This is a genomic window from Dactylosporangium sp. NPDC000244 (assembly GCF_040300725.1).
Classification (GTDB): Bacteria; Actinomycetota; Actinomycetes; order Mycobacteriales; family Micromonosporaceae; genus Dactylosporangium.
Window position 1 is genome coordinate 1 of the sequence record NZ_JBEPEH010000019.1, and the last position, 24661, is coordinate 24661.

Annotated in this window: 12 protein-coding genes; 4 read left to right on the top strand and 8 right to left on the bottom strand. The window is 69.5% G+C overall.

Annotated elements, in window-relative coordinates; genetic code table 11:
* Positions 1–95: 95 nt before the first annotated feature.
* The 8 genes from ABT369_RS26335 to ABT369_RS26370 form a co-directional block, all read right to left on the bottom strand.
* Positions 96–2195, bottom strand: coding sequence for a DEAD/DEAH box helicase (locus tag ABT369_RS26335; protein WP_350615787.1), 2100 nt, complete (start codon positions 2193–2195; stop codon positions 96–98).
* Positions 2192–3526 carry a BREX system ATP-binding protein BrxD gene (gene brxD, locus ABT369_RS26340; protein WP_350615788.1) on the bottom strand — a complete coding sequence of 445 codons (1335 nt, stop codon included), beginning with the start codon at positions 3524–3526 and terminating at the stop codon, positions 2192–2194. The genes ABT369_RS26335 and brxD overlap by 4 nt, the downstream gene beginning before the upstream one ends.
* On the bottom strand, positions 3516–6197 hold the full coding sequence (gene pglZ, locus ABT369_RS26345; protein WP_350615790.1) for a BREX-2 system phosphatase PglZ: 2682 nt from the start codon (positions 6195–6197) through the stop codon (positions 3516–3518). Before pglZ ends, brxD begins: the two co-directional genes overlap by 11 nt.
* Positions 6194–9898, bottom strand: coding sequence for a DUF6079 family protein (locus ABT369_RS26350; protein WP_350616063.1), 3705 nt, complete (start codon positions 9896–9898; stop codon positions 6194–6196). The genes pglZ and ABT369_RS26350 overlap by 4 nt, the downstream gene beginning before the upstream one ends.
* 2 nt (positions 9899–9900) lie before the next feature.
* Entirely contained in the window at positions 9901–13401 is a 3501-nt protein-coding gene (gene pglX / locus ABT369_RS26355; RefSeq protein WP_350615792.1) for a BREX-2 system adenine-specific DNA-methyltransferase PglX, read from the bottom strand.
* Positions 13398–17555 (bottom strand): BREX system serine/threonine kinase PglW, encoded by a 4158-nt coding sequence (gene pglW / locus ABT369_RS26360; RefSeq protein WP_350615794.1) that lies wholly within the window; start codon positions 17553–17555, stop codon positions 13398–13400. Before pglW ends, pglX begins: the two co-directional genes overlap by 4 nt.
* A 930-nt stretch (positions 17556–18485) precedes the next feature.
* Entirely contained in the window at positions 18486–19010 is a 525-nt protein-coding gene (locus ABT369_RS26365; protein WP_350615795.1) for a 2'-5' RNA ligase family protein, read from the bottom strand.
* 128 nt (positions 19011–19138) lie between these two features.
* Positions 19139–20701 (bottom strand): helix-turn-helix domain-containing protein, encoded by a 1563-nt coding sequence (locus tag ABT369_RS26370; RefSeq protein ID WP_350615797.1) that lies wholly within the window; start codon positions 20699–20701, stop codon positions 19139–19141.
* Positions 20702–20905: 204 nt separating this feature from the next.
* On the opposite strand from ABT369_RS26370, the gene ABT369_RS26375 reads away from it, so the two are divergent.
* The 4 genes from ABT369_RS26375 (at position 20906) to ABT369_RS26390 (ending at position 24613) form a co-directional block, all read left to right on the top strand.
* Positions 20906–21226 (top strand): hypothetical protein, encoded by a 321-nt coding sequence (locus tag ABT369_RS26375; RefSeq protein WP_350615799.1) that lies wholly within the window; start codon positions 20906–20908, stop codon positions 21224–21226.
* A 163-nt stretch (positions 21227–21389) separates the two neighbouring features.
* Positions 21390–22820, top strand: coding sequence for an APC family permease (locus tag ABT369_RS26380; protein WP_350615800.1), 1431 nt, complete (start codon positions 21390–21392; stop codon positions 22818–22820).
* A 65-nt stretch (positions 22821–22885) separates the two neighbouring features.
* Positions 22886–23887, top strand: a complete 1002-nt coding sequence (locus ABT369_RS26385) for an acetamidase/formamidase family protein (protein WP_350615801.1) — start codon at positions 22886–22888, stop codon at positions 23885–23887.
* Between the two features lie 6 nt (positions 23888–23893).
* The gene (locus ABT369_RS26390) at positions 23894–24613 is read left to right on the top strand and encodes a GOLPH3/VPS74 family protein (protein WP_350615803.1); all 720 of its coding nucleotides are present in this window, start codon (positions 23894–23896) and stop codon (positions 24611–24613) included.
* Positions 24614–24661: the final 48 nt, after the last annotated feature.

The window sequence follows — 24661 nt, forward strand, 5'->3', positions numbered from 1 at the left end:
CCGGGTCACCACCATGCCCAGCCCATCCGCGCCGCCCACGAGAAGATCAACCAGCTGCCAAACAGCCTTGATCAACAGCTAACGAAAGACCGAGGCTAAGGACGATTGATCCAGCGCAGCGGCGCGGTCAGGACCGCTGCGGCACCGGCCGTGTCGGCCGCCCGCTCGGCGAGTGTGGCGATCGCCAGGTCAGTCGGAAGGACGTCGCTGAATTTCAGGCCCGCGACGGCGTTGTCGTCGATGTCAGGCGCTGGGAGCCGCTCGGCGTCCGACGCGTCGATGAGTCGCCGCAGTTCACCGGCGGCCAGATCGCCACGTAGCCGGATCATGTGGTCGTCGAGGCGCGCGCCGTCCACAACAGCTTTCGGTAGCGTCGCCGCGATGGTGGCGTTGGCCCGCCGGCCTGCCCATGTCCACCAGCGGTGTTCGTCCTCCCGTGCTTCGACGACGCTCCCGTCGGCCCAGGTCTGTGACCCGCGCTGCTGCCGCAGTGCGGCAAGGGTATGAACAGCGCGGTTGGACCAGTTGACGTCTGGTTCGGTACCGAGGAGTACCCGTCGCTGGGATTGGGCGAGAATCCAGGTCTCCGGCGGCAGAAAACCGTGCCAGAGACTGCGGCCGGGCAGGTCGGTGGGTTCGACGTAGCAGCGCTGGCGGTTCCAGTCGATGTGGGTGACCTTCCATGGCCGGCCACCGAGGACGATGACGCGCGGCCCGTCGACTTTCATGGTGAGTACGAGCGCGTCGGTGCTGCCGACCTCCCGCCGACCGTGCAGGACGGCGAACTCGGGGGCGGCGGCGAAGACCGTCAGCAGTTCCATGAAATGCCGTCGGCCGTACCGGCGTTCGGTCTGCGGTCCGATGGCGAGCATGCCGGCATCCCGGTCGAGGTGCCCGGATTCGACGAGCCATTCCACGATGGCCGGCGTGGTGTGGTCGAAGATTGCGAGGTCGCCGTACCAGGACGGCCAGGTCTCGCCACCGATTCGGCCCTCCTGCAGACACAGGGCGAGAACCTGCTGCGCCGCGATGTGCCGGGGTCGCGGTGGTGGGGTGACCGGCTCGACATACCCGTCCCGCCACAGGGTGAGCAGCCCGGCGGCCTTGAGCAGCGTGTCTTGTTTGGTGGCGAGGAACAGGGTGTTGCGGTCGGTGCCGGGCCGGCGGCCGGTGCGGCCCAGACGTTGCAGGAACGAGGCGACGGTACGCGGCGCGTCGAGTTGGATGACGCGGTCGAGGTCGCCGACGTCGACACCGAGTTCGAGGGTGGCGGTGGCGACGATGACGCAATCGCGGGCCTCGGCGAACGCCTGCTCAGCCTGGCGCCGTTCGTCGACGGCGAGGGAGGAGTGGGACACAAAGGTGCGGACGCCTTTGGCGCGCAGCGCGAGGGCGAGCTGTTCAACCTGGGCGCGGCTGTCGCAGAAGGCGAGGCGTTTCTCGCCGCGGTGCATGGCGGCGATGACGGTGGCCGCGTTGTCGATGCTGCCGACATAGTCGAGCGTGACGTCGATGGTCGGGGCCGGGCCGGGCGGCGCGCTGGGGGCGATGACCGCGCCTGCCCGGTGGGTGGCGTTGGTGCCTTGCAGCCAGCGCAGGAGTTCCTCCGGGTTGCCAACGGTCGCGGACAGGCCGACGCGCTGGATTCGCCTGCTGGCGAGGCGGGAAAGTCTCTCGACGACGGCGAGTAGGTGCCAGCCCCGGTCGTCGCCGGCGAAGGCGTGGACTTCGTCGACAATGACCATCCGGAGATCGGCGAAGACCTGCCGTGGGTCGGTCAGCGTAGACACGAGCATCGCTTCGAGAGATTCGGGCGTGGTGAGCAGGATGTCCGGTCGTTCGAGGCGGAGCCGGCGGCGCTGGGTGGCGGAGGTGTCGCCGTGCCAGAGTCCGGTGGTTCGGCCGAGCCAGCTGGCGTAGCTGGCGACTCGGGGGTGGAGGTTGTTGAGCAGGGCCCGCAGCGGGCACAGGTACAGCACCGAGATGCCGGTCCAGTCGCCGTTGGCCATGGCGGTCAGGGTAGGAAACACCGCTGCTTCGGTCTTTCCGCCTGCGGTCGGGGCGAGCAGGAGGGCATCGTTGCCGCTGAGGATCGGTTCGATGGCTGCGGCTTGCAGTGGCCGGAGGGTGCGCCAGCCGAGGGTGTTGACGATGTGGTGGGCAAGGCCGGGATGGAGCCGTTCGGTGGCGGTCACGGCAGAGTGAGGTCGATGTCGTCGACGGTTTCGACCGCCAGGCCGGCGGCGTTGCGTTCGACGTCGGTGAGCTCTGCGGCGGTCAGCGTGACCGGGTAGTGGCGGCGCGGGTCGAAGTCGGGGAACTGTTCGGCGCGGTCGAGGACGTCGGCGACGAGCTTCTTGAGGAAGACCCGAGGTGCGACGCCGACCTTGCCGCCGAGCTGGCCGGTGACGGCGTCGGCGAGCAGGGCGATGTAGGCGTCGTCGACTGTGGCGGCGACCCGCTCGCGGTCGGGCAGGCCAGTGACGAACAGGTCCCGGACTCTGCCGCCGAGTTCGCGTAGCCCGTCGGTGGTGAAGCCGGGTAGCCGCAGCTGGACGGCGCGCGGGTTGTCGAAGCGGGCGTCGGCGGTGAAGTCGGTGGCGAGCCGCTGCGCGAGGGGTGGCAGGCGTTGGGCGCCCTGCACGCCGTCGAAGAATGCCGGGGTTCCGGTGATGATGAGGTATAGGCCGGGGAACCGGCCACCGTCGACCTCGTCGATCAGCTGCCGCAGCGCGTTGAGGGCCTTGTCGCGGACGTCGGAGCGCATGCGTTGCAGGGTCTCGACCTCGTCGAGGACGACGAGCAGGCCCGGGTGCCCGCTGCCGCGGAGCACGATCAGCAGGCCTTGCAGGAACGCCAGCGCGCCGAAGTGGTCGAGCTCGCCTTTCAGGCCGGCGGCGCGGCGTATGGTCGAGGCGACGTTGGGCTGGCCGCCGAGCCAGGCGGCGAGGCCCTCGGCGGTGGCCTGGTCGCCTGCGCCAGCGGCAGTCCGGTAGCCGCGCAGGGCCGCGGCGAAGGCGGGTGCGCTGCGGGCGATCTCGCCGAGTCGTCGGTCGAGGAGCCGGTCGACGCCGTCGTCGAGGGCGTTGCTGTCCGTCTCGGCGATGTCGCCGGTGGCCAGGACGTCTTCTTCGAGGGTGTACATCCAGGCGTCGAGGACGGGCCGGATTGCCGACGGTGGGAATTCGGTGGTGGTGAGGTTGTCGCAGATGCGCCGGTAGACGGTTTCCAGCTTATGCAGCGGGGTTTCGGTCTCGGAGATCTGCACCTCGGCGGTGGCCATCCCGCGGTGTTTCGCCCGTTCGGCGAGCCAGCGGGTGAAGAAGGTCTTGCCGGCTCCGTACTCGCCCCGGACCGCCTTGAACACCGCCCCGCCGCCAGCAGCGGTGTCCAGTTCGGCGTCGATCGCGGCCTCGAACCGGCCGAGCCCGACGGCGAGCAGATCGAGTCCGTTGCCGGGGACGGTGCCCCGGCGCAGCGCGTCGACCACCTCGCGGCGGCGCCGGTTGCTGACCTCAACCGTCACGGCTGCTCCCGAGCTCGAACTGCTCGCGCAGCATCCGTTCGTCGAGCGTGACGATCTCTCCGTCGACCTCGACCGCCTGGTAGCCCTCGACGGCGAGGACCCGCCGCAGGATGGTCACCACGTTGCCGATCCGCTGCGCGGGCACGCCGGAGCGGGCGGCGAGGGCCTCCATCGGCAGGCGGCGGCCGTCGGCCTCGTGCAGGGCGGTGAGCAGGGCGGTGACCCGTTCGTCGGGCAGCACCGGGCGGCCGGCCAGCCGCAGGGCCCGGTTCTGCTTGTACCGCGGGCTGGCCAGCAGTGCCGTCACGAATGGCGGGGTTGCGCCGAGAGTGCCCGGCTCGACAGCTGCGGGGACCGGGGCGGCGACGTCGAAGAGGGTGCCCTCCTGTGTCGGCTCGCTCAGTGTGACCGCGTTCGACAGGTCGACCGGGCCGCGCCACCACGCCGGGGACGCGACCGGTGCGGGTGACCAGCCGGTCGGCGACGGTTCTCCGGCGGAGGTGAGCATGGCGAGCGGGATGACGACCTCGGCCGCGCTGGCGCCGCCGTGGTAGCCGGCTTTGCGGGCGGTGTACCTGATCGTCTCCCGCCAGGGCAGGACGACGTCGCCGTCGCCGAGGACGACCCGCCGCCCCGTGATCCGGGTCTCGCCGTCGCCCGGCGCGTTGCCACCGGCGGGCCTCCATCGTGCCGACAAGGCCCCGGAAGTGCTGCGCAGGTCGCCGTCGGGTCCCCGGTCCACGACATGCCCGTGGTCGGAGAGCAGCACCACGACCCGGCCGCGGGCGGCGTCGAGGAGATGGCGGACCAGCCGGACGGTTTCCAGGGTCCAGGCGGTCGCCGCCGGGTCGCTGCGGTCGAGGGCGTCGTCGATCGTGTTGACGACCGCGGCGACGGTGCGCACGTCCGGGTTGCGTAGCGCCGCCACGACGGACGGTGCGAGGCTCTGTCCGGCGCCGGAGAGCAGGTCACCCTTGTGGAAGAGCACGGCGTCGGAGCCGAGTTGCTTGGCGAGGCCGGCGCGTTCGTCGGCTTGCCCGCCTCGCCGGAGCTCGCCGGTGAAGAGGCTGGTGCGGCTCACCTCGGTCACCGAGGGAAGTGCCGCGACTACGCCGACCCGCGGTCCGCCGTCCGGGGTGAGTTCCCACCAGTCCGCGGCGACCGCCGACTCGACCAGTTCGGTGCTCGCGGCGACGCTCATCCCGTCGACGACGAGCAGCAGCACCGGCCGGCCCGCGTCGACGACGGGTTTCACGACCCGCCGCACGACATCCTCGACGTACAGCAGGCTGCCGGGTGCACTGTCGGCGGCCGTGGCCGCAGCGAGCAGCGCCGCGAACTGCTCGTCGTGCCGGTCGCGGCGGGCGGCGACGGCGGCATGCAGGTCCCGGTACACGGCCGCGAGGGCGGGATCGCTCACGCCGACCCAGAGCCGCAGCCGGGCCCGGTCGAGCCATCCATCGGTGGCGGTCTGCCGGTGTACCGCCTCCGCCAGGGTCATCGGAGTGTCGTCCGGGGTGTTGAGCCAGCGCAGTGCCCGCATGGCCAGCACCGCGGTCGGGTACTGGTCGCCGACCGCGGCGAGCCGGTGCCGCGCCACCATCCGCAGCGCCGCTTCCGCCGCCTCGAGGGTACGGCTGGTCGGCTTACGCAGCGCCAGCCGCAGCTCCTCGGCAAAGGTCGCGAAGCGGGCATCGAGTCCGCCGGGCAGCAGGTCCGAGCGGCCCACGAGCCGGTCCGCCTGGAGCCCCCGAGCCAGCTCCTGGGCCCGGCCGAGCAGGCGTTGTGCCTCGGCCCGGTCCTCGCCGCCCAGCGCCCGGGTCACCCAGGCGAGAACGGTGGTGCTCCACTCAGCGGCTTCGTTCTCCCGCGGGGCGGTCCCGCCAAGGTACTGCTCGAACCGCACCCGGGCAGCGGCCACTTCGGCGGTCGGCGCCCGCCCGTCCCACAGCAGCCCGGCGACGAGCCCAAGAGGAATGGCGTCGGTGCCGTGCCCGCTGTCGACCGCGGCGATGGCCCACCGCGCGGTGGCGCCGGCGGTCTCGGCGAGCCAGCCGGCGATGATGGAGCGCAGGCCGGCATCGACGGCGGCGTACCGCACCACGTCGGTGCCGCGCAGGGTCCACTGCAGCAGCCCGGTCGCGTCAAGGTCGTCCACGGCGAGGCCCAGCAGCCGTGCGGCCAGCAACTGCATCGCGCCGTCGCGTGTCACGACGCCGCCGCGCACCGGCGGCCAGCCGCCCGGTGGCGCGTGTTCCAGCAACGCCTCCGCGAGCTGGCGGCGCTGCCGGACGAGCGCCGGGTCGAGCGCGGCGGCCTCGAAGTGCGTCCGGACGATCTCCCACGGGTCAATGCTGATCACGGTCTGCGTCGAGCAGTACGACAGCAGCCCGGCACCGAGGTCGTCGTCATCGCGGTCGGTGAGGACCACCAGGCGTTCCTCGGGCGGCAGCTCGACCAGTGCCACCCGAACTGCCAGCGAAGACACGGCCGGCACCACCCGCACGACGGTGTCCCGAACCTGGATCGTCGGTGGGCCGCTCCACTCGGGACGGGCCTTCAGCGCCAGGACCCGTTCCGGACGGCCGCTGCGCAGCCAGTCGGCGACCATAGCCCGCACCTGCGCCTCGGTGGCGCGCGGCGCGGCGATACCGGCGGCGGTCGTGCTCACTCCACCGACCATTCCACCCGGATCCGGCGCCCGGCGTTCGCCGCCCGAAAGCTACGCAGCTTCGCCACCGCCTCGTCGAAGGACGCGTCGTCGGCGATGGTGGCCTCACCACCGGTCCGTACCAGTGGCGGGGTGACCGGCGGTGTGACCACGGGCGGTGTCACGACCGGCGGGTCGACGACCGGCGGCGGGACGATGACCGGCGGCGGCGTCCGGGCCAGCAGCTCGGTGGCTTCGTGGGCAGCCGTCGACAACGCCTCGGCGAGGTCGGCGTGTACCTGCTCGCGGCGGGCCGAATCGGCCAGCTTCTCCAGCAGCAGCCGCGCCGCCTCGGCGCGGTCGTCCTGGAGCCCGGCGACGGTGCTGAGCATGTTCCACGGGGTCCGCGCCAGCGCCTCGGTGAGCGCCGCCGCACGGGTGAGGTACACGCTGGCGGTGACCGGTTCGACGCCGCCGAGGTCGGGATCGGCCAGCAGGTCCACCACGACCACGTCATCGAGCTCGTCCACGACGGCGTCGAGCAGCGCGACCACACGTCGGGCGGTGTGGAGCCGCCCGGTCGTGGCGGTCGGATCGATGCCGAGCTGCCCGGCGTGCTCCTCCAGCGCGGTGATCAGGGTCCGCATCGCGGGGAGCGCCCCCTTGAGGTGCTCGCGCACGGCAGCGCCGAACCGGGCGAGGTTCGCCGCGGACAGCCGCGGTGGCAGCCGCAACGGGGTGAGCCCGCTGATCGTGTCGAGCGCGGCCTTCCACTGCTGCTCGTCGGGGCGGCGGTCCATCCGCAGCTCCATGTCATCGGCGATGCCGTCGAGGCCTGGAGCCGGAATCTTGCGGTCATCGCGGTACCAGGACAGGTCCTGGTCGAGTGCGAACACGGCGATCAGGAGCTGCTGCACCGGCCGGTCTAGGCCGCGCGGCTGCGGCAGGTCGGTGATCCGGCGCAGCAGCGAGACGCCGAACCGGTCGGTCGCCCCCTCCAGCGCCTTGGCCTGCTGCAGGAAGTGGCCGGTCCACCACAGGTACGTGGGGTTGAGGGTGTAGACCCCCTCATCGGTGCACTCGCCGATCTTCAGTTGGTTGGCGATCCGCCGGACGTGCCGCCGATCGCCGGGCTCCACGAGCACCCGGCGGGCCGGGTCGGCGATGGCCTGCTGGGCGTAGTCGAGCACCTTGCGCAGCTGCGCGACGGTGACCAGCGGCTCGTCCTCGGGCAGGTTCGGGGAACCCTGATAGATCCAGGTGAGCATCTGCCCGGTCAGATGGTCGAACGCGGTCCGAAGTGTCCCGCCGATCGGTTTCGCCGGGGTGAAGCCCGGCGCGATCGTCTGCAGCACCGGGTCCGGGTCGTCCGCGACATCGGCCGGCTGGGCACGCACCACGCCGTACGCCTGCTTGAGGCAGTCGACGAGCCGGGCCCGGGTGGTGCGCTGCTGCTGTTCCAGCATCGCCTTCGCCTGGAGCCGCTCGTCGGTGGAGAAGTCCGAGGCGATCGTGCGCAGCCGGTCGTCGCCGCTGCCCGCGAGCAGGTAGTTCAGCTTCACCAGGGTACCGACCAGGCCTAGCCGGTCCTCGGTGAGGAAGTACGGCAGCCAGAACAGGGTGTGGCTGTTCAAGTGCGTGTCGATGGCCCGAATGCGGGCGGTGTCACTGCGACGGCTGTGGGTCTCGTCGTCGAACGGGTAGTCGATGACCACCCGCCAGCGCCCGCCGACCGCTGCGATCTCCGACTCGGGCAGTTCGTTGGGGTCCCGGACGTTGGCGAACATGACGTCGATGTGGTGCCGGCGGCCGCGCCAGTCCCGCGGCTGCTGCTGGGCGGCGAACATGCCCTCCGGCGCGGTGATGCCCAGCTCGGCGCAGACCAGCTCGCGCAGCAGCCGGCGCCGGGCACCGGGCGTGTCCTCGGTGGTCGGCACCCGCTCGACGAGGACGGAGGCGTCCACCTCGGACAGTTCCATGCGGATCACCGGATCGGTGCCCTCGCCGATCTGGATCTCCGGGATGTAGACCGACAGATCCCGCAACCGCTTCAGGACCATTGGCGGTTCCGAGCCGATGATCGGGCTGACCATCGAGCCGTAGTTCAACGCGTGCAGCCGCACTGCGGTCAGGTTCGCCAGCGCCGGCACCTCCGGCACCAGCGCCGCGAGCACCAGCGTCTTGATCAGCCGGTCATCGACGTTGAACTGGTGGCTCGGCGGCAGCGCCGCGACGCTCACGTCGGTCTGCTGGTGCTGGTCCAGCAGGACCGGCCGCAGCCGCCCGTAGAGCACGCGAGCGGTCTCGAACTGCTTCTTCAGCTTCGGGTTGTCCGGCAGTTCGCCCTTGGCGACCAGCTCGTCGAAGAGCTCGGCAACCCCGATGACGTCGTTGACCCGCAGTCGGTCCCGGCCGGCTACCAGGAGACGGGCCATGACCTTCAACGCGGTCCGCTCCCGCTGCAACGCCTGCGACAGCGACACCAGCGTCGCCACCAGCGCCGGGCTGAACGGATACAGGCGCCGAAACACCGCTGGATCGGAGCCGACCCCGGCGTCACCGTACTGGTTACCGGCGACCAGCGTGTCCCATACATCGCGGCGGCGCTGCACTGCCTCGAACGCCTCCCTGAGGATCCGCTCGCCGTCACCGATCTTCTTCAATAGCCGCCGCTCGGCGATCTGCGGCAGGTTCCGGTCCGGCAACACGATCTCGGTGAACCGGCCTCGCCCGTGCCGGAACACGTCGGCGAACGCCTGCCGCTCCGCACCTGGCACGTGCGGGCCGAGGAACTCCACCAGATCCCGCTGGCGGGCAACGAACGACACGATCGGCACCGGCCGGTGCTGGTCGGCCGACTCGACGAACTTCGCGAGTTTGCCACCCTCGTGGTTGACGAACTCCAGGTTCGACAAGTGCTGCGACAGCCACAGGATCAGCTCGTCGAGGAACAGCACGATCACGTCGTACTGCAGCGACTTCGCGTGCTGCGTGATCACCGCGAGGCCCTCGTCGATGTCGAGGAACTCACCGCTGTGCACGGCGCCTTTGAAGATGGTCGCGGTCAGGTCGGAGACCAGCCGATCGCGGTCGGGTGTGCCGGGCGGTTGCGCCGCGGCGGCCTCGTACCGGGCGGCGTCCCAGCCACCGCGCCACTGCCCCCACCCGGCGGACCCCCCGCCCGACGCCTCGCTCAGCTTCGCGAAGAACCGCTCGTCGCCGACCTCGGCCCGGTACTCCGCGGCGTTGACGAGCAGCGCATCCGAGCGGTGCACGGCCGGCAGCGGAGCCTCCGGATGCAGCTCCATAACCTGCTGGCGGTAGCCGCCGAGCACCGCGGCCTCCAGCGACCGGGCCCCGAGCAGGTGGAACGTCAACGTCAGCACCTTGCGGCCGGTGAGCCAGCGGTCGGCGTCCGCGACCGGCTCCGACAGGTTCTCGACCGCCAACGCGTCCGGGTTGCGGCGCAGGATCTCGTGCAGCACCGCCATGAAGTGGCTCTTGCCGGCACCGAACGACCCGTGCAGGAAACCCGCCTGCGACCGGCCCGTCTCCAGCGCCTGCGCCACCAGACCGAGCGCCTTGACGAACTCCGACTTCAGGCTGTCGGTGACCACGTAATCGGCGAGGGTCTGCCGCGCATGACTGACGCCCTCCGCCAAGCGCATCACATAGTCCGAGTCGGTCACCCGCTCCGGAATCGCGATGACCTCACGCAGCATCGTCACGCCAGCACCCCCAACGCGATCTCGGCCCGATCCGCCTCCAACGCCGCCAACTCTGCATCAACGAACGCCGTGTAGAAATCGGCCGGACTACCGCCATATTCCGGCAAATCGTCAGCATGCCATTGATGCAGCCACGGCTCCAATTCCGCCAGGCCCGCCAGCAGCGGCAACAGCCGCTCCTTCGGCCAGCCGTCCTGCTGCTTACGCTCCATGTACAGATTCGCCAGAGCCTGCGCCTGCTCCAGATGGTCCCAGCCCGCCCAGCCGAGCACCGGCAACGCGTCCCGGCCGGCATTCGGATACAGGACGAACCGCTCCTTCGGCACATCGAGCTTGCCCCGGTTGCGCCAGTACGGCGTCCGCGCGAAGTCGGCCTGGGCGTACTTCGGCGGCACCGGAATCGGCGTCGCCAACCGCTCCCCCGCATCCTCCCGCCGCTGCAACGCCCACACGTCCTCCCACTGCTTGCGCTTGACCAGCCCGGACGGCTTGTACCGGTACGCCGCCAGGAACGGCACCGTCTCGTCCGACACCAGCTTCGTCAACTCGGCAGCGAGGTCGTAGGCATCGTGCCCGCAGTACAGCGCCATCACCGACCGGAAATCCGCATCGGTACCCACTCGGTCGGCGAGGACACCGACCGACATGACCCGACCGGCCGCCGGACCCCGCCACAGCTCCTCCGCCTCGAGCCGGTCCAGCAGCCAGTCCCGCAACGCCTGCTGCTCCTGCACCTCCCACGGCGTCGAGGACCACCGTCGCTTGCACTCAGGACGCTCGATCAACGCAAGATCCGCACGCGACTCGATCACCGCGATCCGCTTCAGAACCACGTCCCGGTACGCCGCGGTCCACTCCTCCGGCAAGGTGGCCGTCGGCTGCGACCGATGCCGGACAAACCACTCCGGCGCCGGCTCCCCATCAGCGATACCGCGAGCCATGATGATCTCGAATCCCCGCTGCCCGAGCTGCAACTCCGGCAGCGCATCGTCCGGCGCGGTCAGGTCCTCGTCGAGCAGACCGTACAGCCGGTAGACCTCCCAGTCCAGCTCCTCCTGCAGCGCGATCATCCGGCCCCGAATACGTGCGTAGTCGGCCTTCGCGGTATCGAGCGCCTGCCTCATCGGAACGCCGACGGCACAGACCGCGGACGGCCGGACCAAGGCAAGCTGCTGCGCCAGCCGATCCAACACCCCCGCCCGCACCAACGGCGTGCCGGCAGGTATCGGAAAGCTCTTGAGCTTCGTCGCGTTGAACTGGAAGAACCGCTCCCAGTCGCTACTTGTGAACCCGCCGCCCTCGCCTCGAATGCCCTTGTCGTGGCTGACCTGCTTGAGCCAGAAGCACGCGGTCGAGGAGTTCAACAGGCCGAGCAGCGCCAGATGATCTTCCTCGGTCGCGGTGACAGGCAACTTGATGACCGGCGCCGTTCTGTTGAACACCTTCCCACCTCGATCCAGCACGAAGTGGTTGTGCGTCGCCACCTCTCCCCACGTGATCGTCAGCGGCAGTTTGAGTTTCGATGCGGTAAGACGGCCGTACTCTGTCCACCTCAGACCGGCGCTCACCTTGGTCTGCTTGCCGAACATGATGCTGTTCGCAAGGCAGGTTCGACAGGGCCACATGAAACGCAGCAACGCCGTATCGTCGGCGACGTCCAATGGAGCGTAGGAGTCGTCATAGGGAAAGATCGCGTGTTCCAGGACTTCGAGCGTCCAGTCGCGCACCCCGTCACCGAGGACCATCGGACGCTGTCGATCGTCCCGAATGGCCCGTCGGCGCAACGCCCCTGCGGGCTGCACGTAGAGGTCATCCTCAAGCGTGAAGCTCGTAATGCCGATGGAGTCGGCCCGACTGCCGAGCAGGGCGGACGCGCTCGAGTTGATGCTCTCCCGCAACGAAGAAGCTCCGCCACCCGAAAGGCTCCAGGGGTGGCCGACGAAGAGCGTCCGAACCGCGTCGACGACGGTCACGAACCTGTTGGCCGTCTCTGGCCGGTTCCAGTTGTCCGCGATAGCGGACCAGACGTCACCACGAGCCGGGTCCTCGGGCACGCCCTGTTCACCTTGGATGCCGAGTACCGCGCGCAGTGTCGGGCTCTTCGGCTCTCGGCGTCTGCCGATCAGAATCACGGTCGGGGTGCCGTGGCCGGGGATATATGCGCCGGACGTGTCGATGATGTGGCTCAGCTCGACTCGCTTGGCGAAGAATTCGGTGATCAGGTTCTTGCCGAACTCGCGCTTCATGAACGAGTTGGCCGTGATCTGTCCCGCGATCCCGCATCGGCCTGACGCGTCGGGGCCGCGCACCAGCTCGAAGAATCGCTCTGCGAACGGTACCGACAGTGCGTACTTGCCGGAGCAAGAGTCGTACATTCCGCGGTAGAGGTCGTTGAGGTACTTGTCCTTGACGGTGATGTACGGCGGGTTGCCGACCGCCACCGTGTACTGCGCCGATTTGAGCAGCTTCTTCAGCGCCTGGGCGTCCTCGGTGTAATACGGGTAGGCGGTGCCGCTTTCCAGCAGGTGCAGGATGTCGCCCTGATGCGAGGAGTCCTCGTCGCCCCAGCGCAGCAGCGAGTCACCGACTGCGAGGCGCATCGCGAAGCCTGGGGCGTCGGCGAGGTGCTTCTCGTCGCAGTACCGCAGGGCCTCGACGAGGAGCCGGAAGCGTGCGATCGCGACGGCGAACGGGTTGATGTCGACGCCGGTGATCTGGTCGAGGACTTTCTGGGCTCGGGTCCGGCGGTCGAGGTCGGGGTGACGGCGTTCCCACAGGGGCAGGAGGCGGTGGAACGCGCCGAGCAGGAAGTGGCCGGAGCCGCAGGTGGGGTCGATCAGTGAGGTGTCTTCGAGGCCGTAGTCCTTGATGGACTCGTCGAGGGTCAGTTCGAGGATGAACTTCTCGACGAACGGCGGAGTCTGCAGAAGTGCGTACCGTTTCCGGGCGTCCTGGGACAGCTTCTCGTACAGGTCGCCGAGGAATCGGGTGTTGAGCTGAGGGTCGGTGTAGTCGTGGACGCCAGCTCCGCGGCGCCAGAAGTCGAGAAGGCCCGCAGCGGCGTCGGCACTGAGGTCCCAGTGCCAGACCGGGTTGTGCTCGTCGAAGAGAGCCTTCGTCGGGCGGAGGGCGGCGAGATGCCGGAACGCCTGCCGAATCCATTCCCCGTCGCTGTGCTTCGGAAATTGCAGAAAATACTCGGTGGCGGCTTCGACGGCGTCGTCGGTGCGTAACCCGGGGCCGGCGATGAACTGCCGGTCGATGAGGTCGTTGTCCTCGCAGAAGCGGACGAAGACGGTGCCGAGCAGCCACGCCACGGCGGCCTGGTCGATCTGTTCCTCGCGCCACGCCTCGTAGGTGGCGCCCGTGCGTTTGCCGTACGCCGCCTTGTACTGCGTCTCCAGCCATGACCGGAGTTTCGGCTGGGTCTCGGCCTGCCCGCGCAGATCGTTGGTCAAGGTTTTGAGCTGGCGCTGCAGGTCGGCGAGTGTGGTCACGTGCGGGCCTTTCCGGTGGCCTGGGCGGGCTGCCACCACGCGTCGGGCAGCCAGGTGAGCTGGCCGGTCGAGGTGACGGGGAGGGGCTGGTCGTCGAGGAGCTGTTTGCCGCCGCGGGTCGGGACGAGCAGGAGCCGGGCGGCCGGACGTGGGACGCCGTTGTCGGCCAGTGTCGCGATGAGGTCCATGCAGCCGTACCGGGCGAGGGGTGCCGCCTCGCTTAGCAGTACCGCTGCATCTGTGGTGAGGGCGGCGGTGAGGCGCGGCACGACCTCGGCCCGTACGGCGCTCTCCAAATTGCGGCGGTCGGGGTGGGCGGCCTCGCGAGCATCGGACTCAAGGACCAGCTCCCACGGCACGCCGAGGGAACGCAGCGTCTCGACCAGGACCGCGGTGACGTTCAGCTCGGCGAGCCCGAACCGATCGAGCAACGCCTTGCGGGCACCGCTCAGGGCGGCGGGTTTCACCAGGACCGCCAGGAAGCCGTCGCGGTCCATGACGGCGGCGAGCCGGGCGTCGGCCTCGGCGACGGCGTCCGGTCCGGCCGGCAGCAGCGGCCCGGTGCGAGTGCCGCGGGTGCGGCTGGCAAATAGGTCGCTGCCGGGCCTCGTCGGTGTGGTGTAGCGGTCGTGGCGCCACTCGAGGGCGATGCCGGCGGCGGTCAGGTACTGGTCGAGTTTGGGCCGGCCGGGGAGGTCCTCGGCGCGCGGGAATCGGGCCCGGACCCGTTTGCGGACCTCTTCGATCGTCAGGGACCGGCCGGGTGGGACGGCGAGGGTGCCGGCGGCGAGCCGCAGGGCAGTCTCGGCGGCCATGCCGACCTGGTACAGCTGCTCCTGCGGGCTGAGGGCGACGCCGCCTGCGGCCGCAGCGAGGGAGAGCAGCCGGCTGTCCGACATTTGTGGCATGGCCGGTGGCGGGGCCGGTTCGCGAAGACGTTCCAGGGCCCGGGTCCGGGTGGCTGGCAGCGGCTGGCTCGCCAGTGCGTGCGCGATCCGGCCGAGCTTCGCGGCGTACTGCAGGAAGTCCATCGCGGTGTGCTCGGCGTCCGGGTCGTCGGGCTCGCGGCCGATGAGGACGACCTTGTCGACCCGGTGCTGGTCGAGCCGGGCGTCGCCGCCTCGGGCGAGTTCGACCTCGACGGCGGCGCGGACCACGCCGATCGCCTGGGTGGTGCGTCTCGGTTCGGGGCTGAACGAGCCGTGCGCGGCGATGAGCTCGCCGGCCAGTTCGTCGGCGGACATCACGCCGCCGTTGGCGTCGAGCAGGACCACGATCTCGTCCCGGATACGGCTGAGGTCCGGCAGCTCCTGCCAGCGTTCGGTGAGCCGGTGCAGGATCTGGCTCACCCGTTGGGACGTGACGCCGCCGTGGCGGGCCAGGTCGACCTGCGACGGCCAGTGCGGCGGTTGGTCGTCGCTCGGCGGGATGTCCGTGCCGAGCAGCATCGACACGACCGCGGTCTCGGCGGACCGGCGCCTGGTCGCGGATCCGGTCAGCAGTTCCAGCAGGGTTTCGACACCGGCGACCTGCCGGACGTTGTCGTCATGCGTCGGTTCGGCGGTGACGGTGTGGCTAGTGGCGAAGACGGCTCGCAGCTCGCGGGCCCGGCGGCGGATCTCGGTCTTGGTCGCCTGGGAGACGCCTGCCAGCCGGGACAGCGCCATCTGGTCCTGGTCGATGAGGTCGCCGACGTTGTGGACGCCGATGCGTTCCAGCGCCGACCGGGCCTTCGGGGTCATCCCGACCCGTTCCAGCGGGGTATCCCGCCCGACCGCGAGCGGGACCTCCCCGGTGGACGGCTCGTGGTCGACGGCCGGCTCGGGCAGGGCTTTGAACACCCGCCGCCAGGCGTCGGTCATGTCCTCGTAGGTGTCGAAGCGCTGCCGGGCGTCCCGGGCAAGGGCCTTGGCGAAGAACGCGACCAGGCCCTCGGCGGCGTCCTGGTCGAACAGCTCCGGCGCCAGCGTCACCTCGTCGGTCAGGTGCTCCGGCGGGGTGAGCCCGTCGCCCCACTTCGGCAGCGTCGCGGTGGCCATCTCGTACAACGTCACCGCGACGGCGAAGCGCTCTGCCGCGGCGTCGTACCGGGCGCGGCGCGGCGGCCCGAGGAACGGGTCGAGGTAGGGCGGGGTGCCTGCGGTCAAGTGCTCCGCCGGCGCGGCAGCAAGGGAGAAGTCGAACACGCACAGGTGCAGCTCACCGTCCCGCGAACGCGGGCGGACCGCCAGGTTGGCCGGCTTGATGTCGCGGTGCATGATGCCCTCGGCGTCCAGCGCACGGACGACGTCGAGCAGGTCCCGGCCGTAGCGGTGCAGCTGTTCCAGGTTGAGCCGGCCACCGGAGGCAAGCTGGTCGGCGAGAGTCTTCGGCCCGGCGTACTCCAGCAGCAGCCCTACCTCGCCGCCGACCTCGACCGGCTCGTCCCTGACCAGGCGGATGATCTGCCAGTGCGGGATCCGCCGCAGCACCGCGGCCTCGTCATACAGCCGCTGCCGTTTCTCCGGATCTCGCGCCACTTTGAGCACGATCTGCGCGCCCTGCTCGTCGCGGACGAGGATCGCCACCGACGTGGCACCGGCGCCCAGCCGGTCGACCACGGTCAGCCCGCCTTCGAGCACGTCGCCGCTGCGCGCCTGCAATGGGTTAACCTGCGGGACCGGGTCCGGAGCGGTCAGCTCCTCCTCGACCTGGTCGAGACCATCCAGGAACAGTGCGACCGTCCTGGTACGTGCCGGCACCACGACGCAGGTGGCGTCGAAGACGAGATCCACCAGGCTGCTCGGGGCGCCGTCGAGCGCCGCGGTGATGTCGAGGCCGCCGAGCCGGTCCAGCACAGCCTTGCGTTCGGCGATGCTGGTGGCCGGCTGGCGCCCGCTCATGATGTGGTACGTGATCGCGCCCAGCGCGAACACGTCCAACAGCACCCCCGGCGCGTCCGGGTTGGTCAGCTCCGGCGCCTGGTACACGCGGGCATACTCGTCGGCGAGCTCCTCGACATGCTGTGTGCCCAGCACAGTGCCCTGCGACGTCGTGGTGGTCCCGGGGATTCGGCCGCCGGTCTGCCAGTCGATGACCACGAGCCCGGGTCGCGACGAGTTCGGCTTCCGCACGAAGATCGACCGCGGGTTGAGGTTGCGGTGCACAAGGTGCCGCGAGTGCGCGTACCGCATGATGTCGCCGAGCTCACGAACCAGCTCCAGACGCCGGTCGACGGTCAGCTCGCCGTCGTGTTCGGCGAGCCATCGGTCGAGCCGGACCCAGTCCTCGTTGTGGTCGAAGATCACCGCTGGGCCGTAGCTGTGCTCGATGAGATCATGCGCCTGGACGATCCCGTCGTGGCGGATGCCCTGCAGCAGCCGGAACTCCCGCTCCGCCGCGCGCTGGATCATCTCTCGATCGGCGTCGGCACGCTCGGTCAGGTAGAACCGGACCCGCCGTACCAGATCGGTCTGCTGGTGCCCAGCGAGGAAGTCCTGCCAGCCGGGACCCTCGGCGAACGGCTTCGGTGTCAGCAGAAGCTGCCCGACCATCCGCTTGGACACCGACGGCCGCAGCCCACACGCCTCGATCAGGGCGACGATCTCCCGAGCGGCCGCCCGATCGATGCCGCCGCTGGCGGGCCGGTGCGTCACCAGCCGGTTGATGTCGTCCAACCCGGACGCAGACGAACCGTGCGGGCCGTACACGCGCTGCCGGCCGACCGGATCCAGCTGCGACCGGACAGTGGCGGCGTGCATGAATACCGCTGCGTCGACGTACGGCACACGGGGCCGGCGCCCGGGCACCCTGCCGGCGTACTGCTCCAGCAGCGTTCGAAACCGGCGCGCCTTGCGGTTCGCCGCGATCACCGGATTGTCGACCAGCCGCACCCGGCCGTTCGGCATCGTCCGCCGCCACTGGAACCCGTCACCAGCGATGTCACCCTGCCAGTGCTTCAGCTCCAGGATGTACAGACCCTGGGGCACGAGAACCAGAAGGTCGACTTCGTTGACCGTGCCGTCCGTGCCCTGGAACTCGACGTTCGCCCAGGCGTGGTAGGGGTCACCGTCCGGTAACAGGGCCTGAAGCTGCTGCAGACCGGCTCGCTCGTGCGGGTAGTCGCTGGCGTTGATCTCCCGCCAGCGGGGCGAATCCGGCCGGATTGTAACCACCCCTCTCCTGACCTAAGGCGCTGTCGCCGACGGCGATCTTCAGATTACTCAACGCCGGATCTTCGCCTGGAGAGTAGTACTTCTCATGTATGCGGATCACCCGCATTCGGGTGAATCGACGCGTCGGACGGCCGAGTTGGGAACAGAAAATCGGTCACCGCCCTCCGGACAACAACTGATCCCAAGCCAAGCGTTCGAGGTCGTACCCACCGCGGCCCGGATCGGTGAACTCCGGCCCGGACCGACGTTGCGGGTCAAAGCGCTCCCAGTCAACAGACGAAAAAGTGCTGCACGCGGACGCCGGTCTCGCCGACCGGGTCGGACACGAGAAACACCTGCTGTGCCGCGCCAAGTTCCTCCCGAAGCCGCCGTGGCTATGGGTCAGGACATCGCCCGCCGCCTCGTGCATGGCAACGCGGAACGGCTAAATCCCGTCGCGATCCGCGCAACGACCCGTTCCACGGTGCCCGGCGCAACCTGGACGCCCCGCTCCTCCGCCTCGACCGCGGCCCACAGTCCAACGAACTTGCCGCCATAACGGAGAAGACTGTCGCAGCGCCGGGCGAGGTCTGCTGTCGGCACGACATTTTCCACGTTGCTGGCTCCGCGATAGGTAATTCCCCACCTCTGACGGGGTCGGTCACGTAATTCCCCGGGGGAACATGAGCGGACCTGGTGCGTAGCGCCGCCTCCTGGTAGGCCGCCATGAGCCGCACGGCGGTGTCGGGGTGTGGTTGTCGCGATCATGGAAGGTTCTCCCTCGCCGGGAGGGCGAGGGAGCCGATGGCGAGGAGAAGTTTCACCATGGTGGACATTACGGAGATCCTGATCCACTGGGATGCGGTCGATCGATCAACGAGATGTCGGTCATCCTGGGCGCGGGCAGACTCCCGGGCGTGCAACGTCAAGTCGTTGCCAAGCCAGTAGCCCCTATCCGCGACCGATGGTGATGGTGGCATGCGGTTCCCAGACGTACATGCCTTCGTCCCTGTTCAGCACGATGAGCTGGCACGAGGTAACGAGCGCGTCGGCCGTGATCTGTGGGGCGTCGTTGAGCATCTGCACGAGCGGCGTGCCAGGTCCGGGGGCGTTGATGTACGCGAGACTCATGTGTGGGTTGTACGGCTCGGCTGCCTCCGGTACCCGATCCGCGCCCCACACGTTGGCGATCGCGCTACGGATCGCCGACCGCAGCTGCCGGATCGGCTCCGCCGGCTGAACCGCGATCTGGATCGACTCCGAGTCGACATGGGGTGACCCGATGGTGAGCTTCATAGGGCTGAGCGCCGCACATCGCACCCGGGCGGCCTCAACGATCGCGTCCACTTCCGCTGGCGGGACCTGGTCGACGAATCCGATGCCCTGCATGGTCAGGTGCAGCCACTCGACGGGGATGACGTCCAGGGAAGGTTGCGAGGAGAGCACGTCGCGGTACTCGTCGGCGAGTGATGCCACCGACGGCTGGTCGCTGAACGTGATGTGCCAAGTGTAGAAGCGGGAGCCGACGCCCCAGCCCGGGCGCCAGTACCAATGGTTGCGAACCTCAGCTGCGTGTGCGGTCGACATCAGGTGCTCTCCAATCCTCATGCGGGCAGCTGGCGGCTGACACTTCCAGCGCAGAATTCACGGATGGCCGCTTGGAGCCCACGGGCATCTGGGCTGGCGCGAAGCGTCGGCTTCGAGCTGATGAGCCGATCCACTTCCCGCAGTCGCCGGGCGACCGTGTCGAGTCGTTGCTCCGTCGGCAGCTCGAGAACGGGGTTCAGTACCTCCACCGCGCCGTCAAGGCTGTTGGCGGCGACGTGCGCCGACGCTGCCCAGATGCGGACCTGGGCGAGCGTGCCGTAGGCAGCAGATGGATCTCCTACGGCCCTAGTGAGGGCCTGATCTGCGTGCCATATGGCTTCGACCGGCTGTCCTATGCGCAGCAGAACGGCGCCGGCATAGTTATGGTGGCGGATCTCGCCGCAGGCGAGCAGGCCACCGACCGCGTCGGAGCCAGCTCGCTGACGGGCGTCCTCAGCACGACGAAGTGCTTCAAGGGCGGGTTCGGCCGCGCCGATCTCGGCCCATGCGTCCGCCTCCTGGCAAGCGAGCATGACACCCACGGTGCCGTTCGGTGCCTTGGCGAGGCCCCGCGCCGCTACGGCGGCGGCGTCTTCGTACCGCTGGTCCCAAAGATGGACCTTGCTCATCGTCGAGAGAACCCATGCACGCAACGTGTCGTCGCCGACCATTTCCGCGCACATCCAGCCCGTGCGAGCCTGAGACTCCGCCGCTGCCTGATGGCCCAGATCTCCTGCCATCCAGGCAAGCAGCGTGCAGAGGTAGCCGGCCCAAATGTAGAGCTCACGGGTTTGGTCAGGATGCTGGTGGCCGGTTTGCAGCAGGCGGAAGACACGATCGGCAAGCAGGCCAGTCCGGGCGTAGATGGGCACCGGCGACTGCGTCAGGTAGTCGATGGCAATCCTGCGCGTAGTGGCAGCGACGTCGTCGATGGTCATCGGGCCGACGTTCGACGATTCGGCCCATGCTCCGAACTCAGCGGTCCGTTCCGTCACGGCGATGATCAACTCCGTCTCGTCCAGTAGGTCTCCAACATTCCACCGTATGGTGCGGCCGTGTTCGCCAGAGATGGCCAAAGGTGGGCTGTAGGGAGTCTCTGTGGAGGCGGTTGAGGCGCTGCGCAGGAGCAACGAACGCTCCGCTTCGGGCATCGCGGCGAGATCGTCGAGGTCGACGAGCGCCGTGGGTGTCGTGCCGTATGCCGTCGCCAAGGCCACTAGGGCCGGGAAGGTCGGTCGGCGGCCCCCGACCGGCCAGCGCTCGTAGTCACTGATGCGTGCGCCCGTGTAGGCAGCTGATCCGGCGCTAGAAGCGTTGAGTTGGGCAGCTACGGCGTCTTGCGTCCAGCCGTGCGCCTGCCGGTACGCCTCTCGCGGGCGGAGCCCGAACCTGCGCTGAAGCTCCACCGCTACTGCGGCCGGGGTCGCGCCCAGTCTTGTCAGGGCGTGGCGGACCTCGTCGCGTTCAACCTTGGTCCCGGTTGTTCGAGGCATCGCTTCACACCTCCTGACATCTGCTGCCTGGACGTTATCGCCGTCGACGGCGTCAGCGATACATGTGATGGTGGCCAGCGCCGCCATCCGCTGGGTACCTGCCGGCTTTTCGATCTCTATATGCGCAGGTCCGCGAGTTGTCAGGGTGGGGGAAATTCTCACCATTCCTGGTAATCCGCGCTGGTCTATTGCTGGGCCAAGCTACTTCCGTGTCGCACTAAACGTGACATGTGGATCTACGGAGGGCCAAGCAGCATCGGTCCCAGAGACGAGGAGGGTGGTGCGCCAACGATGCTTGTCACGCTGCCAAAGGGTGCTGAGGCCCGGTTCGAACTCGGCTGCCTCCTCAGCTGTGATCACTGTGACCAATTGCTGGTGCCGTCGTGGGGCGCAGGCGGCCAGCGGCAGTACACGTTCCTCTGCGGCTGCCGGCGCGACAGTGTCGACGCGGAGCTGGTCGAACGGCTCGTCCGCGATCGGGTCGAAGCCGAGTCAGTCCTGCTGGTGACGGGCGTGGCAGAGGGCGAACTCGGCCAGGTCTTCCAACGGCTGTTCGCTGCCATCCGAGTCAGGACGGCGGCCGACGATCTGGTGTTCGTCTGGCGGCTCTAAAGCTTCTGGCCGCCGTCACTGCGCAGGCTGATGGCGGCGGCCAGATTCCACAGTTCACGCACACGGCAAGGCATCGGCGCGTCAGGCGGTGACGCGCGGATGAACCATGCCCGCCGGCGGTCGGTCGGCGGTGCCACCGATTGCGTTTGGGGAGGAAACGACGATGAGTGCCACTGAGCAGCTGCCGGTTCCGGCAGGAGGCGCAGGAGCGCGGACGGGTGGGTATCGGCCGCAGTTGCGCCGCTCGCTCGGCCTGCGGGACCTGGTGGTGTACGGCCTCGTGTTCATGGTCCCGATCGCGCCGTTCGGGATCTTCGGCGGCGTGTTCCAGGCGTCCGGTGGGATGGTCGCCCTCGCGTACGCGGTCGGGATGGTGGCGATGCTGTTCACGGCCTCGTCGTACGCGAAGATGGTGAAGGCGTTCCCCCTGGCCGGATCGGTCTACAACTACGCCGGGCGCGGCATCGGCGCGCCGGTCGGGTTCCTGGCCGGCTGGGCGATCCTCCTCGACTACCTCTTGGTCCCGAGTCTGCTGTATCTGATCGCGTCGGTGGCGATGCACTCGATCGTCCCGGCGATTCCGGTGTGGCTGTGGCTGATCGGGTTCGTGGTGTTCAACACGGTCGTGAACGTGTTCGGGATCAAGATGACCGCCCGGATCACGATGGTGATGCTGGCCGGTGAGGCGATCGTCCTGGTCATCTTCCTGGCCGCCGCCGGGCACGCGCTCCTGTCCGGGAAGGGCCACGGGTCGGTGTGGTCGCCGATCTTCAACCCGGGCACGTTCACCGGCACGGTGGTGGCCGGGGCGGTGTCGGTGGCGGTGCTGTCGTTCCTGGGCTTCGACGGGATCTCGATGCTGGCCGAGGAGAACCGGGGCGGGGCGCGGCAGATCGGCCGGGCGATGTACGCCGCGCTCGGTCTGGCCGGGGTGCTGTTCATCGCGCAGACGTGGGTGGCGGCGCCGCTCGTGCCCGACCGGGACGGGCTCCTCGCGAATGGCGATCCGGATGGGGTGGCGTTCTACGACGCGGCCCGGGTCGCGGGCGGGGCGTGGCTGGCGACGTTGACCGCGGTGGCCACGGCGATCGCCTGGGGTGTGGCGAACTCGATGGTCGCGCAGGTTGCCACCTCCCGGCTGTTGTTCGCGATGGCCCGGGACCGGCAGCTGCCGAGCTTCCTGGGGAAGGTGTCGCGCAAGCACAACGTGCCCGCGAACGCGGTGGTCCTGACCGCGGTCCTGTCGGCCGGGATCGGCCTCTACATGGCCTGGCGCTCGGACGGGATCGCGCTGCTCTCGTCGCTGATCAACTTCGGGGCCCTGTGCGCGTTCCTGGTCCTGCACGTCGCGGTGGTCTGGCACTATCTGGGCCGCCGCCGGTCGCGGAACCTGTTCTCGTACCTGCTCATGCCGGCGTGCGGGTTCGCGATCCTGCTCTACGTGGTGATCAACGCCAACGTCGCCGCGCAGCGCCTCGCGCTGGTCTGGCTCGGCCTCGGCGCCGTCGTGCTGATCGGCCTCTACGCCGCCGGGCGCCGCCCCACGCTGTCCGGGATGACCGACGCCTCCAGCACGTCCGGGGAGGCGTCATGACCGAGGCGAAGCGAACGGCCGCTGCCGGGGCAGTTCAGGGGCTGCCGCCGGTGGTCGAACACACGATGACCGAGCCAGATCTGACGTTCCAGTTCGGCGGACGTTACCCGATCGCCGACGTGCTGCCCGGCCAGGTGCTGCGCACGAGCACCGAAGACTGCTTCGGCGGCGCCGTGCGCACGGTCGAGGATCTGCCGTCACAGGTGTGCCGGCGGTTCAACCCGGTCACCGGCCCTTTCCGGGTGCCCGGCGCGGAACCCGGCGACACCCTCGCGCTGCACTTCATCGACATCACCCCGTCCCGGCCTTGGGGCATGTCGGCGCTCTTCCCGCACTTCGGGGCCCTGACCGGCACGCACGCGACGGCGATGCTGCACGAGCCGCTGCCGGAGCTCGTGTGGCGCTATGACATCGACGTCGCCGCCGGTACGGTGCGGTTCCAGGCTCGCCGCGGCGAGCAGAGCCGGGTCCTGCCGCTGGACCCGATGCTCGGCACCGTCGGGGTGGCCCCGGCCGATGAGGAGGTGCGGTCCAGCATCGTGCCCGACGCCTGGGGCGGGAACCTGGACACGCCGCGGCTGCGGCCGGGCGCGACCCTGTACCTGGGTGTGAACGTGCCCGGGGCGATGTTCTCCTTCGGCGACGGCCACGCCCGGCAGGGCCAGGGCGAGGTGTGCGGGGTCGCGGTGGAGTGCGCGATGGACGTCGCCGTCGCCGTGGATGTCATCAAGGGCGTGGCGACGCCGTGGCCGCGGTTGGAGACCGACGACGAGCTGGCGTCGGTCGGCGCGGCCCGCCCCCTGGAGGACGCGTTCCGGATCAGCCAGCTCGACCTGGTCACCTGGACCGCCGAACTGACCGGCCTGGACGTGCTGGACGCCTACCAGCTGGTGTCGCAGGCCGGGCAGGCTGCACCGGGCAACGTGTGCGACCCGAACTACACGATGACCGCCGCGATCCGCACCGAATACCTGGCTGCGGCCGGCGGGGACAGGGTGAGCGGCTATCACGGGGTGCATCAGCGGCTGCGTGAGCTGGGCCGCCGAATGGCCTGGCCGTCGCGGTGACCGACGATGTCCACACCCTTGATCGGCCAGCCGCAGCCCGGCGGTACCCGCCATCCGCTGCGGGTCGAGTTGTTCTTCATCGCCCACTCCGACACCGGCGAACCCTTGGTGCACCCCAACGCCCTGTCGATCGGTTTGGCCGCGGCGATCCTGATCGACCTCCTCCACCCGATCGAGCGGATCACGGTCAGCGACGGCGGGGCCGGCATCATCGTCGGCAGCCGAAACCTGACCGGCGACCCGGTCGCCGACTGGGCCATGCGGCTGCTGGACGTCTACAGGCCGGAGACCGCGATCCACGAATACCACCCGTCGATGACCGTCCGCGACGCCCTGCAGCAGCTCGCCACGCACGCCTACCAGCGCACCGCGGCCGGGCTCATCGCTGGGGACCTCGCGGCGGAAGTCACCCGGCGGCGGAGGCTCGGCGGGAAGGTCACCACCTACCCGCCCACCGACGAAATGGTCATCTCGCGAGTCCGGAGCCGGCTCAGCGGCGTTCTGCGGACCATCGACAAGCCTGATCCGCAGACCGACGCCCTGGCCGGGCTCATCCGCGCCCTCGACCTGCCCTCGGTGTTGTATCTCGACGGGCTGGGCTTGGACCTGCGCGCGGAACTGCAGGCGATGCTGGCCCGGGTCGGGCGGCGCACCCGCGCCGTCCGGGTGATCGTCGAAATCGCCGAGGCGCTCATCGCCGAGACCGCGGTCTCGGTGTACGGCTAGGCCCGACCCATGGCGCCCTCGACAGCTGAGCACCAGCAGCGGTACCGG

What these genes read in the sequence shown, in the direction of transcription:
- ABT369_RS26350 (WP_350616063.1), bottom strand. Translation starts at nt 9,898, where the DNA reads ATGCTGCGTGAGGTCATCGCGATTCCGGAGCGGGTGACCGACTCGGAC.
- ABT369_RS26370 (WP_350615797.1), bottom strand. Translation starts at nt 20,701, where the DNA reads ATGGCGGCGCTGGCCACCATCACATGTATCGCTGACGCCGTCGACGGC.
- ABT369_RS26375 (WP_350615799.1), top strand. Translation starts at nt 20,906, where the DNA reads ATGCTTGTCACGCTGCCAAAGGGTGCTGAGGCCCGGTTCGAACTCGGC.
- ABT369_RS26380 (WP_350615800.1), top strand. Translation starts at nt 21,390, where the DNA reads ATGAGTGCCACTGAGCAGCTGCCGGTTCCGGCAGGAGGCGCAGGAGCG.
- ABT369_RS26385 (WP_350615801.1), top strand. Translation starts at nt 22,886, where the DNA reads ATGACCGAGCCAGATCTGACGTTCCAGTTCGGCGGACGTTACCCGATC.
- ABT369_RS26390 (WP_350615803.1), top strand. Translation starts at nt 23,894, where the DNA reads ATGTCCACACCCTTGATCGGCCAGCCGCAGCCCGGCGGTACCCGCCAT.